Origin of the sequence: Pontibacter ummariensis, assembly GCF_900188175.1 — a bacterium.
In the GTDB taxonomy this organism is placed as follows: domain Bacteria; phylum Bacteroidota; class Bacteroidia; order Cytophagales; family Hymenobacteraceae; genus Pontibacter; species Pontibacter ummariensis.
In genome coordinates, this window is the sequence record NZ_FZOQ01000005.1 from 122,394 (window position 1) to 136,195 (window position 13,802).

Below are 13,802 nucleotides of genomic sequence, written 5' to 3' on the forward strand. Positions count from 1 at the left end.
GCGAAAGAGGTAACAAGAGTACTCAGACAACAGTGAATGCAAGAGGCTCCATTTTAGGTCTGTGGAGACAGAACCGCCACTCCAAGGCGAATGGAGGTCCACCACCCACAATCAAAAGAAGGGGAGTCTCCACACCGTGCTGCCGGCCCTGCACAAACTTTTGCATTTGCCTGGAATCTACGGTGCTGGGAGAGGGGCTGGAGGATGGGTGGCTGTGCCACTCCCCCAGGTAATGCAGGGGCGGCTCCAGTTGGCTTACCCTCCGCAGCTCCTCCATAATTCCGTTCGTGCCCCTTTCAAAGGATGCCCGGCCATGTTTGGAGTCACTCGGTGCAGGAACGGCCGCGTGCACTGTGGCCATCCTTAGATTGCTATCGTAACAACCCAAGAGGATGCCTCCCGTTTCCAGCGGGTGGAACTGTTTGATGTCCTTTTGTATGGTTTCTATGGCCGCATTTAATAGAAGGACACAGTATTTGCCGCTGTCACTACTGAACAAAAGGCTCATGGCGCAGCCTCCGCAGCAACTTCCTTCCCAAGCTCCGCCACTTGCCACCTGTGGCAGTAACCTACTGGTAGCGAAACCTGTCCTTCGCACACCTGCTCAATTAACTCCACGGCGCAGCCCGCCAGTCCCAAGACCCTGTTAAGGCGGGCCGGGGTCAGCGGGTGCCAGCAGCCTAGGCCCCTAGGCAGCTCCTGCTTCACTGCCTCCTGGTGCTCCTCTTCCCTATAAGGCGCAAACCAACGGCTGAAAGCACCGTAGCCAAAGCTTGCGGCCACATCGGCATAGAAAAATAGGCGGCGTGAATGCAGCCCCAAGGACAAGCTGATGATAGGAACGTCGCCTGTGATACCAGGTAAAGGCAGCTCGCGCAAGACATCATCACTAGCTGTCGCATCAATAATCAGCGTGGCCGACTGTGCAGCGACAACCACGGAAGCATCCTTAGAAGTAAACATGGATGCTATTCCCTTCACCTTTGCCGACGGGCTTACCCGGTTCAGGCGCTCGGCTAGTGCCACCGCCTTACTTATGTTCAGCACTGGGAGATCCAGGGTGTGCCGCACAAGGTTTCCTGCCTCTAACGGCTCATGGTCTACCACAGTCAAGTGAATAACGCCCATGCGCACCAGCTGCTCCGCCAGGTTGGCACCAAGGGCACCTGCACCTATCAATAGTATATTTGCCTCCCGCAAGGAGCGAGTCACCCTTCCGCGGCTCTGCAGGTCCTCCGGATGCCAATTCTCGCTTCTACCCACCCAGGTTGCAGGGGATGAGCTCCGCAGCCTGTTCAGCACCAAAGGGACTCGCGACTTGGCGGGCGTGCCTTTAAGCTTTGGGAACAGCTCCAAGGCTTGCCAATGGTACCTATAGGGCGCTTCCTGCACCCTTCGCGGGACCGGCATGCCGACTAGGAGCAGAAGGTCCTCTGTCTCCGCAACTCTTTCTAGGGCGGTTTTTAGCAACTCTTCCAAATCCTTCCCGTCAGCGGCCACAGCAGATCTAAGCTCAGTTAAGGTTGCCGGAACCTGCCAGCGGTTAACTACCGGCATGGTCTCCAGGCGAAGCCAAAGCGCTTTGTTCCGGCTCCCCATGCCGTCAATGAACTGCCCCCAGGCTGGAGCATGAACAGTTTCCTTTCCGCGGCGGTCCAGGAACTGCCGAATAACCGCAACCCCGTTGAGGTAGGAAATAGGGGCAACGCCCGAATAGGCAGAGCAGCGTTGCCAATGGGAGAATGACTCCGCGTCTTCGTAGTACGCCAAAGACACCGTTTTGCCCTTAAAGCCAACGTTGAAGTCAGGAAGCTCAAAAGGATCACCTGCCTTTGCCAATGTTCCGTCGGCAGCAGACCTTACCCACTCAAGGGCCCTCTGTACATGCCAAACCAAGCGCTCAATAGTGGTGACCGGCTCCGCCTCCATGGCATTTCGGGAGGCAGCCAATCCATGCATTTCATTCAAGCAGCAGATGTGCCCGTTGCGAACGGGCCAAACAGCATGAGGACCGCCGTTATACTGCTGGTGCTCAAAGGTGTGCCTTATGCCCCCCTCCCCAGAATCAGGATGCACCTGTACCTTTCCCCAGGCATCAACCCGGAAGTCCACAACCATTACCCACTCTGTAAAACGAGGAACCTCAGAGGTAGGCTCAGCTTCCAAAAGCTCGAGGCGCAGACGTACCATCCAAGTATCGGAAGAGGGTGCCGGCTCCCAGTTCCCCAGGAGCTGAACACCTTTTATCCTCTCCATCAAAACACGGCTCTGATCAAGTGCCAGTAAGTCAAATTCGCTCATGAAGACAAGCCAATTAAGCGAATCGTCCTCCGCCCGTGGCTCCTCCGGAAGCAGGAGGGACATAGCCACCGCCCTGGTTACCGTTGTTCCCGTTTTGCTTGCCTATCTCGCTGAGCAGCGCCTTGACGTTCTGGAAAGCGCGCTTAACGTTCTGCTCGCTAGCATAGCCCTCTGCACTGTCAGCCAACGTCTTGTTGTTTTTCGCTTGGAAGTGCCAGCGCCACTCGCCTGCTCTGTCTTCAAAGTACTCCCACTCCGGTCCGTGTCCTGACTCTTCTATTTTGGTCACTTTACGCTCTGGGGCGTTTGGGCCTAACGTTGTGAAAAGGGCAGCCCCTTTCTCACAGTCCTTGCGATCTTTGTAACTCTCTCCCGAGTCAGCCACAATCGCACCATTTCCGTCCTTCAGGCGCCAGCGCCACTCAAGACCTCTGTCTTGGTAAAAGTTAAATCCTTTCATACCGTTTTTTGCTAAAAATTGAAAATAAAAATTATATTGTTACCTATTGTTCTAAGCGTGACAAGTGTGGTTTGTCACGCTTAGAACAATAGCAGAGGGACAGTAATAAAGGGAAAACATAAGCGGCAGCTGTGTAGCAAGTATTGCATCGGTTGCATGGAACTTGGCGAAAGCGTGATAAACTATGGAGCAACAGAAACTAAAGGACAAAAATCTCTATGCAGGCGAGGATGTACAAACTATTTTACTATCCCTATCTTACGGGGATCAGTACCCGAACGAGTACAATCAAGCCATTCAGGAGCTCCATAATAGGTATATGGAATTTATTAGTAACGCCAGTATGTTGGCTTGTAGATTTTTCAGCAACCCTTCTGAGCTTGCTCAGGACATAGCTGGCAATACTTTCGTTACTGCATGTGAGAAGGCGGTGGAGTTTGAACCTAGGGAAACCTTTGATGAAGAGAGAGAATTTAAGGCATGGCTTGTCGGAATAGTGAAAGAACAGCTAAAGTATTTTACGACTCACAATCCTGAAAGACAGTTTCATTCCTCTGTGGGCGAACTGTCAATAGGGCTGAGTGCAGGCGATGAGCAGCAAGATGATGAGCTTTTTGTGAAGGAAGACGATTATCCAATTACAAAAGAAAGCGCCCGTGAAGCCCTTAACTCACTGAAGCCAAGAGATAAAGACATAGTCATGGCTTATTTGAATCATGTGCACCGAAAAAATGCCCATTTGCCCGATGATATTATGCAGGACCTTTGCTTACGGTATAAGACAACACCATTCAATGTAAGGCAAGTAAAGTATCGCTTCTTTAAAAAAGTTAGAATGTTAAACGGGGGTAAAGCTTCATTATGAAAATAGTTAAAAAAGGTATACCGTCTGCCAGTCAAGATGATACATCATATGAGATCAGACTCCTTCGGTTTCTAGGAGAAAACGCTTTCATCATGCCGGAATCTGATAAAGAAATGGATGATTTTATCAGCCTTTGTGACAGCATAAAAATTGAATTGCCACATGCTTTGAAAAACCCTTTTGACATTGTAAGAAAGGGATTAGTAGAACCAAGGGATATTCTGGACTCTGATAATGAAGATACCAGGGATATAGAAAATAACTTAGCCCAAGCGGCCAGAGAGGGGAAAGAGATCCCAGCACATATTCTTGAAAAGATGAAGGAGAACAGGAAGAATGCAGAAGACAAGAAATAACCACGAAACAAAGTGCTCCGGAATAATCGCGAATTAGAAATAGCTGAACTTGCCGAATCTGTGGCTGATCACTTTTCCTCCGATCAAGTGATAGACTTAGAGGCTATAGCAGGCGCAAATTCTATCTCGTATGATTATGGACCTTATGAATCTTATTTTGACGGTATGCTCCAATGTCTTGGTGATAAATTCCATATCTTCCTTAACCTAGATAAACTAGGAAAGCGAAACTCGCCCCGCGCCAGGTTCACCATGGCGCATGAGCTAGGGCATTATTATATTGATGAGCATCGGAATGCCTTACTGAGCGGCAGAGTCAGGCCACACACATCCATGGTGGAGATATATAATAATATAAATCTTGCTGAAAGAGAAGCAGACTGCTTTGCGTCTAATTTGCTAATGCCAAAGAATAGGTTCTTAAGTACTTATAAAGCAGGGAAAAAAGTTGGCTTGGCTGCAGTACTACATTTAGCAAATGCTTTTCAGGTTTCTGTGGTGAGTTCCGCCGTTAACTTTGTAAAAAGTGATGTTAATGTTTGCGCTCTGGTCAAGTGGAGTGCCAAAGGCTATGAGTGGTCTCTGCAGTCAAAGTCATTTACAAACTTATTCTCTAAAAACCTTCACATCACTTACTCTCCTGGAAGAGAGACAGCCACTTATAAGGCGCTGCATCAGGAGGATATTTATTCTCTAGACTTTTATAAGTCAGTTACCACGATGTCTATGTGGAGTAAGTCTATTGCAAAAACTGGCAAGGATAACATTTTTTTAAATGAAGAGGCCATAAAGCTTGGAGCCTACGGCGGCATAACATTACTCACAAGAAGCAACTTATAATTTATTTGATACTTAAAACCCTTCTACTTAACATAAGGTAAATTATAAGACTATATTTCTATATTATATTATTTAAACGATATTACTGATAGTTCCTACAACTGATGCCAGCCTTTTCCTTTTAGCAGGGCATTCCTCAGCCTGCGTAGCTCGTAAAGGATGTGGGCATACTGATCCCCGGCTGTGTTCGGATCACTGACCATATACTCTGCCAGGGTAGTATAAGCCTTATCCAACGCCTCTGCCACACCCAAGGGTCCATCGTCATCCATCAACACTTCAAGCAACGGGGCTGCGTCAAATGGCAGGTATAGCGGACATCCTCGCGGGGAGGGAATGGACGTTTGTTGTTCATCTGCAGGTGTAGTTACTTCCGCTTTTTCTCCTTCTTCGTTTTCTGACATAACATACTGCTTTTAGTTTTGCGCCTGACTTATGCCAGGCGCATTTTAAAAATCTACTGCAGTATAAAATTCTGATTATTAATTGCTTAAAGCAAGGGGAAGACACCCCGTTTTGTAACATACTATTTCCCGCCCATTTTAGGCCCTCACTCTATCTAATCGGCTGAAAAGCGGCTTTAAAAGACAAAATATTAGCCTTTTCGAGGGTATGATGTAACATTACAAAGAATATCTTAAGCAGGTATTTTTCTATTTGGCCTTATAAGTAAGCTCTTCCTGAACCCCGTCAGACTCCTCCGTGTAGGTGTAGGTCTTCTCTGCTAAAAGCTTATCGTTGCGGTATACCGTTACCTTCAGCTGCATTTCTGCAGGAGCGTCCTCTATAGGTGAAAAGCCGATCGTGCTTACAACATTTAGTTCCCGCACTCCCTCTGCCTCATAGGAGTAAGTCGTGCCGGTCAGGTCATCATTATAAAGAATGGTTGGCATCTCTTCCTGTGTTCCCGTTTCGTAGAAATTCCCGCCGCTGATGGTGATGAGTCGGGTGAATTTCTCATAATCTCCTGACTGCTGGAGGTCCACTTTGAAGGTAGCAGCGTCTGGAGTAGGGTCATCGCTTCCGGAGTCACCGCAACCTGTGATCAACAGAACGAAAAGGAGTAATAAGGTTAAGTTTGACAGTGTTTTCATGAGCTTGGTTATTTAAGTTATTGGATTTACTAAGTTTACTATAGTTACTAAGTAAACATAATAATATTTGATGTATAGATAAACATGCATTTACCATCAGGCGGCGTTAAACTACATCTTCATTTCAAAGCTTTTTTTATTCGTATTGGAGGGATGGATGATATCGTTGAAATCCTTGAATCCTCTCGCCTTGTGGACGTGAAGCCCGCTTCTGACGCCTGATTCCTGCTCAAAGGCGTTCAGGCTTAGCTTGCTTATGGGTAACTCAAACCTTTTGTCGTTTACCGTGAAGAGCAGGCTGTCGGATTCCTTCCGGAAAGAGACCTGCTTGCTCGAGATGGCAGAGGCAAGGGCTATATCGTAAACCTTGCCCTGGTAATCATTATCGAAAAGGGTATTCTTTGCAGCCTTTGACCAATGATCAAGCGCAAGGCGTATCTGATTCTTTGAAATACCTCCCCCAAAAGAAACAAAGGCAGCTGAATCCATGTCCAGTTCCTTCTTTCTGAGCTGATAAAAGCTCATCGCATCGATGGGGCTTTCGGCGAAGAACACATTCCTGGTGTGCGATGGCTTGCCGGCAAAGTCAGCTATCCACATGCCGCTTTGGCGGTCACTGCCGGCTGCCACGCTCTTAAAGCCATAGTTACGCAGGTCATACCCTATAACAGCGTCAGAGCCCGGTTTTGTAAGCGGAAAGGCAATGTTAGCATATGCTTTGGAAGATTCCTTCTCCAGATCCTTCACAAGGCGAATGAATGGGAGGAATTTCTCTACTGTCTCCGGCTCAAGGCCGCGTTCCCTTGTCAGGTAATGGAGCTTGCTGATAGAGATCGTTTGAGGCTCATAGCAACCCTCTACGAAAGGCTTAGGCGGTGGAGGGGTAAGCGTAGGCTTAATGGTTTGCGGCTCGCTGGCGAAGCGGGAAAGCACCTTATTCACGCCTTCAGCATCGGTGCTGTAGCTCTCTTTGAATTGACTGAGCCTGTTGGCCACAAAATCAATAACTGAGCCTTTGTCTGTGCTACCGTCACGATTAAAGTACATCTGTTTGGCGCTGTCATGGGGACTATTAATGATCACCGTATCGCCATCAGGATGCTTGTACTCCAAGCTTCTTCTGCCTTTCCTCAGGTCAGCCGTATAGCCCAGTGACTCGGCAACCTGAATGATGGGTACTTTCTCCCTGTACTCACTGAAAGTAGTCATAACTCACCAATTTTACCTCCGGGGGCCGGTAGGCTTCACTTCTTCGGCACTACCTCCTACTCCCCTGCTTTCTGATTGCCCGAGCACTTCAGGCTTTGTCGTAAATCCGCGTGGCTCGTTGAGGTCCACTCGGGCACGAATGATCTCATCTCCTCCCTTTGACTTAATCTCCAGCACATTACCCTGCCGAAGCTGCTCTTTCTGGTCAGGGCTCAGCACAACATCCTTTATGGCACTCGGCACGATGAAGTCGCGCACCCTGGCACGCAGGATCTCATTGGTTTCCCTGTCGAGTTGGAAGTAATGCGGCTCTCTTTCCCCGTTCAGGGCTATGTGATCCCGGACCAGTAGGCCTCCCGTCTTTAGCTTCTCCATCTCCTCCGGTGTGGCCCCAATATCATTCTTGATTTGGGCACGAACAGGATGCACGTTCAGTGAAAGGGAGTTGTCAGGGTTGCGAAACAGGGAAAGCTTAGCATCCGTCTCAAACCGCTGGCCATTTGTCAGCTCCACCGAGAAGGTGAGCAGGCTTGTGCGGTTCCCTGACAGCATTGCAGCAAGGTCCTCCGGCTTCATGTTCAGGACACCCTTCCTGTTCAAACCCAGCTTTTCAAACTGAGCATACGGGAGATCCTTTATGTCAAAGTTCATATGAATACTTTAAACGTATATTTTATTACAATTATATGCAAAAAAGGTAAATATAAAGCAAATAAATACTGTTTCATCCTTACTTTTACCCTCTTAAGAAATAAATATGATGCCCTTATTCTACAAATGATTACATGATGTTGAAACTTTGTTTATTCTCCAACTTATTGCTTCTCTCACTCTCATGCTTTGGACAGTTTAACACAGTGAAGAAAGTAAAAAACCTGCCTTTTGTGCAGATTGACGAGCCAACGGATACAGTTAAATGGGGAAAGTCAGATATTCTGGTGTCAACACATGTTATTGCGCATCCGCTGCAAGTCTCTTTGCCTCTCCATTCCCCGATCATCAACAGCGAGTACGGGCACAGAATAGACCCCCTCACAGGTAAGACCGCGTTTCACCAGGGCATTGACTTCAAAGCGAAGGATGGCTCTGTGCTATCCATCATGCCAGGTAAAGTAAAGAAGGTGGGATACAGCAAAGGGCTTGGGAGCTACATCGAGATAGAGCACGGCGCGTACCGCAGCGTTTACGGGCACCTTTCCGCTATCCTTGTTCGGGAGTCAATGACAGTACCTGCAGGCGCTGTCATTGCCATCACAGGAAGCACAGGCAGAAGCACTGGCGAGCACCTTCACTTTGCGATCAAACACAATGGCAGGATAGTCAACCCCACCCCGTACCTGGATTTGATTTACCGCAAGGTAGAGAACAGCAGCAGGGCTACAGAACCGCTTTCTTCCGTTAAGTACTTCCGTTAAGTAACTTAAGCGATGGAACTGCTCAGCAGCCTCTTCACCTCCACGAGCTGCGCGTTAACCTCCTCACCAAGCAAAGACAGTTTCTCCACGGCAATGCTGTTATAGGGGCTGGTGAGCACGTCTCCCGGGGCACTGAGAATGATCTCGAATTCATCTGCAAAGATGAACCGGACATTGTAGTTAGTGCCGTAGTAGTTGAGCACCTGGAGAAGCAGCTCAACACTGCTGCCCTCCCCGTTCTCAAACTTAGAGATCTGGGTTTGGTGAACGCCCATGGCCACGGCTACCTCCTTCTGAGAGAGGCCCAGTGTCTTTCGGAAAGCGTTTAGCTTCTCCCCAATATCAGACAATGCTATATTCATACTTGAAACGCAGCTATAAGTGATTCAATATCCTTGTTGATTTTAATGAAGTTTGCTTCAAGTTTGGCAGTACGGGCGGCAACTGTTCCAAATTTATAAAATATTGGCATATCTACATACTGCTCTTCCTCTTTTGCAACCTCGTCAAGGTTAAGGTTTATCTTACAGTTGTACGTGCTGCTTACATGCCTGCCATCATATACCGCATTGTCAAAGGCTACCTGCCCCACCATCTCCCCTGCCCTTAGGTTAGCTATCTTGGAAGCCGGTATAAGCGGCCCCATCTCCTCGCTCATGCTCACAGATACCCGGCTCCTATCGATGCTTACCCCTTGCTTCTGCTGTCTCACCTTCCCGAATATCTTCTCCAACCAATCCAGTGTCTCCTTATTTCTCACGGACCCTGAGAGCACGTTAGCGGCCACGGAGCAGATTGTGTCGGCTGTTTCCCTGCCGTACTGTTGTTTGAGCTGGGGAAGCTCCTGAAGGCCCAAAAGAACGGCTATTTTGTTGCTTCTCGCTGTCGCTATCAGGTTCTCCACCTTATGCACATAAAGTGTCGGCGATTCATCCACAATAAGACCGCAAGGCAGATTCCCTTTTGAGTTGATGAGCTTGGTCATGCGATTCAGGATAAGGGCGTTGCAGGCGCTGTTGATGCTCTGCGTGGACGGATCGTTTGCGATCACGAGTACAGACGGGGCTTGGGGGTTGGTGATCTTTAGGTCAAAGTCATCCCCTGATAGCACCCAGAAGGTTTCTTTCGTGGCCAGGCGCCCGATGTTGATTTTAAGGGTGCCGATCTGCCCCTCCAGCTGGTCGAAGGCCTTGTTGCGGAAGGCGGTGCGGAAGGGAGAGAGTAGGCTCATCAGCTGCGGCTCTGTGAACAGTAGTTCGAATATCTCCTCATAGCCCTGGTTGATGAAGGCCATCACGTGCGGGAAAGTAGAATACCTGCCACTTTCGTGCCGGCTTAAAAAGAAGATACAACTGGCAAGGAAGTTTACGGCTGACTGCGTGAAAAACTGCGCAGCGCCGGACTCCTTATCGTTTTTTGTCAGCGATTGCAGGAGCGCCTCGGCCGTCTCCGTCGCATCGGCAAGGGTGGGCAGGTACTCCGGTTTCAGCGGGTTAAATCTCCTGCTGTGTTCTACACTGTTGAAGTTGATCACATGGAATTTGTGGTGCTTCAACGGTCCCAGTTTCTTGTTCACCAGGTAGTGGTAATAAGCGATCTTTCCCAAATCAGGAAACTTGAAGTCATAAAGGGCCATAGAGAAGCCCTTGGCCAGCATCTGTTTAATAAAGGGGTTCACGACAGAGAAAGACTTACCCGAGCCGGGAGTGCCAATGAGCAGCGTTGCCCGGAAAGGATTGACGATATTGAGCCAGCCCTTATTGATTTTCCTCTTGTGATAGTAGAGCATGGGGATGTTCACCGAGTAAGGCGTGTCCACCAGCTCGCGCGACTGCTCAAAGGACTCATTCTCTACGTTGAACTTGTCCTTCATTAAACTGCTCTGGATGTGCTTGGACACGTTATCAAGCGCTACATGGATCATCACGGCACCGATGAGCGACAGCACCGTGTACAGCAGTTCAAACAGCGTAATACCGTAGAACAGCTCCGTCTCACTTACATAGTAGTAGAAGAAACCCGAGCCCAGAAACAGCACCGCCCCAATAAAAAGGGGAAGGAAGACATGCTTGAGCGGGTCAAAGTTCAGGTTCTTCTGCGCCTTCGTTCCGAGTGCCACGATCATGATCAGAGCGAATGTGAAGGCTTTGGAGAAGTAGATGTTCTCGTAGATGGGGAGACGGGCAAGCCTTTCCACAACGGGCCTCACACTCGCCAGAAACGCTGCGTCTGCATACAGCAGCACGGCAAACTCCACAAACAGGGTAAAGTAGACAAAGCCCTGGAGAAAGCCGTAGAGCTTTTTTAATTCGCTTGATTCTTCCATAGGTAGAGATTTTACAAAAGGGAAAGAAAGGATTCAGAAGTTTCTTTTTACTTATGAAGCAAAAGAACTTTTTGAAAGCTACAGCGTGTCGGCGTTCAGTACGTCCCTGTAGTTCACCTTCAAGGAGATGGTGCGGCCTGATACCTGCTCCTCTGCCACCTCCATGTGGAAGACCTTCTCATCAGGGAAAGTAAACTTCCGGAACACGAACACATTGCGGTACCTGCGCTTGAAACTGGCTGTATCATACAAGGCAAAGACCGGCTCCATCTCCAGCTGCTGAAAGTTCGTGGCCTTCACCACCTTCTTATCCTCGATCAGAAAGCGGATCTGGTCAATGTCGTAGGCAATGTTAGTCTTGTTCTTCATCGACACGTCCATAAAGAAGTAATCCCCCACCGTGTAGATGTTGTTGAGGCGGATCTCCACCTTCTGCTTTGTGTTGTGCACGTGCGTCACCCTTGGCTTTTCCTGCACGGCCAAAAGGGCAAAGTGCTGCATGTCCTCGGTACTCATGGCCACAGCAGGATTGATGAACGCATCCACCTGAGTAGGGTCAATCCTGACCTCTGGTTGTGCGTTTTCGGAGGACGAAGCATAGCTTAGCTTGTACTGGACCATGAACCGCTCGCCCACGATCGTGACCACACCCAGGGCAGGCTTCCCGTTCTTGGGCTTCACCCGCAGGATGCTGGCTACCGGTATATCGCCGGCCACATCATCAGTGGAGATATCGACATACTGGATAGGCTCCGGGCTGATGAAGTGCGTTGATATATCCTTGTGAATGTAGATGGTGAGCGGCTCCTTCTTCTGTCCATACGAGAGCACAGACAGCAGGAAAAGGGATAGTAGGAAAGTGAGCTTCTTCATGTTATCGTTTTTTGGCTTTGTTATCAATCAGGTAGACAATCGTGTTGTACTTGAGCTTTGCTTTGTTCTTTTTAATGGCGTTACCTGCCGCCCGTGTCGCGGTCTGAGCCATTCGGTCGGCCATGGAGTAGAGCATTTCAGCAGAGTTTGAGGCATCAGATCCGAAGTTGACAGACTGCCCCTGTGTGGCACGGCTGGCCAGCTCTTTTGTGAATTCCCTGAACTGCGAGTCCGGCACGTACAGCCCTTTCAAACCGTCATTGTCGTACACGCTCAGGCTCACAGGCAGCACCTCATCACCATTCAGGATAGAAGTGATCGTGATCTCCACGCGCTGTGCACTGAAGCCTGAAACAAGGCCGTAGAGGTAGCTTCCCTTTTCTATTTCCATGTCGGCGACATAGATGTCGTCGAGTAGCCTGACGCGGATCCTGCCGCCTTCCCTGACCTTCAGACCCTCATCCAGGATGGCTTTGATAAACTGTTCAGCTGGGGCACCCGATACTGTGTTGAAATAAGCGCTATTAGGGTTAGCTGTCTTGCTCACTGCCAGTGCTTCAGGTGCAGGTTCTGTGGGAAGGGTCGCGTTCTGAACGTGGGCTGGTTTGCTGACTGGTTCGTTTCCTGCTTTAGACAGGCTATCCACGTAAGCCATCTGCTCGCGGAACATGCGCATCTCCTTTTCATATTCGGATTCCGTTTTTCGGGGTGCTCTTCTCGCCGGAACAGAGGCCGAAGCGTAGCGGGTGCGGTCCTGCCGCTGGTTCACGCGCTCCATGAAGGGGGCCTGCTGCTGATTGGCAAGGATCTGATTGTTGAGGCTGTCTAAGATGGCCTGCTCCTCGGCTGAGTAGACGCTGCCGTACTGCTGCTCACGCGTACCGCCTTCTCCCAGCTCGCGAATGGCAGAGTAGTCGGTTCGGTACTTATGCTCTTCCCGGGAAGCGGCAAACTTATCCTTCACCTCCCGCTTTTTGAGGTTAGCGTCCGGCAGATCTGTATTTAATGAAGTCGTTTCTACCATCAAAGCAGTACCTGGCTCGGAGGCTGTTTCACCTGCGGCAGGGAACGTGTCGAGGTAGAGGTAGTTAAAGATAAAAAGGAACGGGAGCACGATAAGCGGAATGATATAGCGCCCTTTCTTGAAGTCTATCTTATTCATGGATGATATTATTTAGCTGTTTGTCTATGTCGTGAAGGAAAGCGCTGTCCTGCACTGTGAGGCTGTCGGGGTTGATGGTCTGCACCTTTGAATAGAGTTGCCACATCTCCAGCATATCCGCAGGCACAGAGCGCGTCTGCTGCCTTTTGTTCATGCCGGAGTAGAGAAGCCTGGCCGTATCATCAAAGCTCGCCTGCGCCTTGCTGCGGGTTGCCACAAGCCATATAATGCCGCATGCCATCAGGCAGAACATGCCTGCGATCATTACCTTCTGGTGAGCATTGGCCCAGTTAGAAATTCTTCTTCTCCACATACTCCAGGTCCTTGTTGAGCACCGTTTTCCAGTTCTTGATTATCAGGCCATGGGGATTGTTATCTGTTCTCGGGACATCCTGCAAATCCCCTTCTGTGATCAGTGCCCTGGTGGCGATGGAGGTGGGCCGCTCAATGCGCTGTTTGGCGTAGTAGGTGAAGTGGCGGTTCTCATCCACTTTGATGCTGTCGGTCTGGATCGTGAGCAGGGCAGAACTGGCCAGGATGGAGTTGTAGTAGCCTTTCTCTTTTAAGTTGTTGTACTGCGCAAGCCCCGTGTCATCCACCAGGTACATGGCTTTGTTGAGGTTGTTCTTGATGTAGGCGTCGTCCGGGGGAAGCGTGAAGAAAAGCAGGTGGAACATGTTCACATGGGACGCATACTCTACTTCCCGGTTGGTGCCCTGGTCTGTCTGCCGCACGAGCACGGGCACGTTGTGGTCGAGCACGTAGATTTTCTTGCGCTGCTCGTTGACGAGGCTGTAGGCGAACACGCACACGGCCACCACGACAGCAAGCGAGGTAAGGAAACTGCCCATGCTGACAGCGAAGGCAAGCTTGATTTTCTTTTCTATGTTTTGAATCATGG

17 protein-coding genes are annotated in these 13,802 nt (G+C 49.5%); 4 read left to right on the forward strand and 13 right to left on the reverse strand.

Annotated features, from left to right (window positions below; genetic code table 11):
- Window positions 1-22 precede the first annotated feature (22 nt).
- From CHB92_RS07295 to CHB92_RS07305, 3 genes are read right to left on the reverse strand one after another with little or no spacing between them, the layout of a single operon-like run.
- Complete coding sequence (locus CHB92_RS07295; protein ID WP_089318534.1) at window positions 23-508, reverse strand: Mov34/MPN/PAD-1 family protein; 486 nt, start codon at window positions 506-508, stop codon at window positions 23-25.
- Window positions 505-2,364 (reverse strand): ThiF family adenylyltransferase, encoded by a 1,860-nt coding sequence (locus tag CHB92_RS07300; protein ID WP_089318535.1) that lies wholly within the window; start codon window positions 2,362-2,364, stop codon window positions 505-507. The genes CHB92_RS07295 and CHB92_RS07300 overlap by 4 nt, the downstream gene beginning before the upstream one ends.
- A complete protein-coding gene (locus CHB92_RS07305) occupies window positions 2,315-2,761 on the reverse strand; it encodes a YegP family protein (protein ID WP_089318536.1) in 447 nt (148 codons plus the stop codon). The genes CHB92_RS07300 and CHB92_RS07305 overlap by 50 nt, the downstream gene beginning before the upstream one ends.
- 184 nt (window positions 2,762-2,945) lie before the next feature.
- Here CHB92_RS07305 and CHB92_RS07310 point away from each other — a divergent pair, with 184 nt between their 5' ends.
- The 3 genes from CHB92_RS07310 to CHB92_RS07320 are packed head-to-tail and all read left to right on the forward strand — an operon-like array spanning window position 2,946 to window position 4,822.
- Window positions 2,946-3,626, forward strand: a complete 681-nt coding sequence (locus tag CHB92_RS07310; protein WP_089318537.1) for an RNA polymerase sigma factor — start codon at window positions 2,946-2,948, stop codon at window positions 3,624-3,626.
- A complete protein-coding gene (locus CHB92_RS07315; RefSeq protein ID WP_089318538.1) occupies window positions 3,623-3,982 on the forward strand; it encodes a hypothetical protein in 360 nt (119 codons plus the stop codon). Before CHB92_RS07310 ends, CHB92_RS07315 begins: the two co-directional genes overlap by 4 nt.
- 12 nt (window positions 3,983-3,994) lie before the next feature.
- Window positions 3,995-4,822 (forward strand): ImmA/IrrE family metallo-endopeptidase, encoded by an 828-nt coding sequence (locus CHB92_RS07320; protein WP_089318539.1) that lies wholly within the window; start codon window positions 3,995-3,997, stop codon window positions 4,820-4,822.
- 95 nt (window positions 4,823-4,917) lie between these two features.
- Here CHB92_RS07320 and CHB92_RS07325 read toward each other — a convergent pair whose 3' ends face one another.
- The 4 genes from CHB92_RS07325 to CHB92_RS07340 form a co-directional block, all read right to left on the reverse strand.
- Window positions 4,918-5,226: a hypothetical protein gene (locus CHB92_RS07325; protein WP_089318540.1), complete on the reverse strand. Its 309-nt coding sequence runs from the start codon at window positions 5,224-5,226 to the stop codon at window positions 4,918-4,920.
- Between the two features lie 249 nt (window positions 5,227-5,475).
- Window positions 5,476-5,916 carry a beta-barrel fold lipoprotein gene (locus CHB92_RS07330; RefSeq protein ID WP_089318541.1) on the reverse strand — a complete coding sequence of 147 codons (441 nt, stop codon included), beginning with the start codon at window positions 5,914-5,916 and terminating at the stop codon, window positions 5,476-5,478.
- Window positions 5,917-6,027: 111 nt separating this feature from the next.
- On the reverse strand, window positions 6,028-7,125 hold the full coding sequence (locus CHB92_RS07335) for a DUF3991 domain-containing protein (protein WP_089318542.1): 1,098 nt from the start codon (window positions 7,123-7,125) through the stop codon (window positions 6,028-6,030).
- A gap of 12 nt (window positions 7,126-7,137) precedes the next feature.
- On the reverse strand, window positions 7,138-7,776 hold the full coding sequence (locus CHB92_RS07340) for a DUF4099 domain-containing protein (protein WP_089318543.1): 639 nt from the start codon (window positions 7,774-7,776) through the stop codon (window positions 7,138-7,140).
- A 206-nt stretch (window positions 7,777-7,982) separates the two neighbouring features.
- Between CHB92_RS07340 and CHB92_RS07345 the strand changes: the two genes are divergently transcribed.
- Window positions 7,983-8,540 carry a M23 family metallopeptidase gene (locus CHB92_RS07345; RefSeq protein WP_179222982.1) on the forward strand — a complete coding sequence of 186 codons (558 nt, stop codon included), beginning with the start codon at window positions 7,983-7,985 and terminating at the stop codon, window positions 8,538-8,540.
- A 5-nt stretch (window positions 8,541-8,545) separates the two neighbouring features.
- Here the strand turns inward: CHB92_RS07345 and CHB92_RS07350 are convergent, their stop codons facing one another.
- The 6 genes from CHB92_RS07350 to traK all read right to left on the reverse strand — a co-directional run bounded on the left by CHB92_RS07350 (window position 8,546) and on the right by traK (window position 13,800).
- On the reverse strand, window positions 8,546-8,902 hold the full coding sequence (locus tag CHB92_RS07350; protein ID WP_089318545.1) for a helix-turn-helix domain-containing protein: 357 nt from the start codon (window positions 8,900-8,902) through the stop codon (window positions 8,546-8,548).
- Entirely contained in the window at window positions 8,899-10,866 is a 1,968-nt protein-coding gene (locus CHB92_RS07355; RefSeq protein WP_089318546.1) for a type IV secretory system conjugative DNA transfer family protein, read from the reverse strand. The genes CHB92_RS07350 and CHB92_RS07355 overlap by 4 nt, the downstream gene beginning before the upstream one ends.
- A 78-nt stretch (window positions 10,867-10,944) precedes the next feature.
- Window positions 10,945-11,739, reverse strand: a complete 795-nt coding sequence (gene traN, locus CHB92_RS07360) for a conjugative transposon protein TraN (RefSeq protein ID WP_089318547.1) — start codon at window positions 11,737-11,739, stop codon at window positions 10,945-10,947.
- A 1-nt stretch (window position 11,740) separates the two neighbouring features.
- A complete protein-coding gene (gene traM, locus CHB92_RS07365; protein ID WP_089318548.1) occupies window positions 11,741-12,901 on the reverse strand; it encodes a conjugative transposon protein TraM in 1,161 nt (386 codons plus the stop codon).
- Complete coding sequence (locus tag CHB92_RS07370) at window positions 12,894-13,214, reverse strand: hypothetical protein (RefSeq protein ID WP_144266287.1); 321 nt, start codon at window positions 13,212-13,214, stop codon at window positions 12,894-12,896. The genes traM and CHB92_RS07370 overlap by 8 nt, the downstream gene beginning before the upstream one ends.
- Complete coding sequence (traK, locus tag CHB92_RS07375) at window positions 13,192-13,800, reverse strand: conjugative transposon protein TraK (RefSeq protein ID WP_089318550.1); 609 nt, start codon at window positions 13,798-13,800, stop codon at window positions 13,192-13,194. Before traK ends, CHB92_RS07370 begins: the two co-directional genes overlap by 23 nt.
- Window positions 13,801-13,802 lie beyond the last annotated feature (2 nt).

What these genes read in the sequence shown, in the direction of transcription:
- CHB92_RS07295 (WP_089318534.1), bottom strand. Translation starts at nt 508, where the DNA reads ATGAGCCTTTTGTTCAGTAGTGACAGCGGCAAATACTGTGTCCTTCTA.
- CHB92_RS07300 (WP_089318535.1), bottom strand. Translation starts at nt 2,364, where the DNA reads ATGTCCCTCCTGCTTCCGGAGGAGCCACGGGCGGAGGACGATTCGCTT.
- CHB92_RS07305 (WP_089318536.1), bottom strand. Translation starts at nt 2,761, where the DNA reads ATGAAAGGATTTAACTTTTACCAAGACAGAGGTCTTGAGTGGCGCTGG.
- CHB92_RS07310 (WP_089318537.1), top strand. Translation starts at nt 2,946, where the DNA reads ATGGAGCAACAGAAACTAAAGGACAAAAATCTCTATGCAGGCGAGGAT.
- CHB92_RS07315 (WP_089318538.1), top strand. Translation starts at nt 3,623, where the DNA reads ATGAAAATAGTTAAAAAAGGTATACCGTCTGCCAGTCAAGATGATACA.
- CHB92_RS07325 (WP_089318540.1), bottom strand. Translation starts at nt 5,226, where the DNA reads ATGTCAGAAAACGAAGAAGGAGAAAAAGCGGAAGTAACTACACCTGCA.
- CHB92_RS07330 (WP_089318541.1), bottom strand. Translation starts at nt 5,916, where the DNA reads ATGAAAACACTGTCAAACTTAACCTTATTACTCCTTTTCGTTCTGTTG.
- CHB92_RS07335 (WP_089318542.1), bottom strand. Translation starts at nt 7,125, where the DNA reads ATGACTACTTTCAGTGAGTACAGGGAGAAAGTACCCATCATTCAGGTT.
- CHB92_RS07340 (WP_089318543.1), bottom strand. Translation starts at nt 7,776, where the DNA reads ATGAACTTTGACATAAAGGATCTCCCGTATGCTCAGTTTGAAAAGCTG.
- CHB92_RS07350 (WP_089318545.1), bottom strand. Translation starts at nt 8,902, where the DNA reads ATGAATATAGCATTGTCTGATATTGGGGAGAAGCTAAACGCTTTCCGA.
- CHB92_RS07355 (WP_089318546.1), bottom strand. Translation starts at nt 10,866, where the DNA reads ATGGAAGAATCAAGCGAATTAAAAAAGCTCTACGGCTTTCTCCAGGGC.
- traN (WP_089318547.1), bottom strand. Translation starts at nt 11,739, where the DNA reads ATGAAGAAGCTCACTTTCCTACTATCCCTTTTCCTGCTGTCTGTGCTC.
- traM (WP_089318548.1), bottom strand. Translation starts at nt 12,901, where the DNA reads ATGAATAAGATAGACTTCAAGAAAGGGCGCTATATCATTCCGCTTATC.
- CHB92_RS07370 (WP_144266287.1), bottom strand. Translation starts at nt 13,214, where the DNA reads ATGTGGAGAAGAAGAATTTCTAACTGGGCCAATGCTCACCAGAAGGTA.
- traK (WP_089318550.1), bottom strand. Translation starts at nt 13,800, where the DNA reads ATGATTCAAAACATAGAAAAGAAAATCAAGCTTGCCTTCGCTGTCAGC.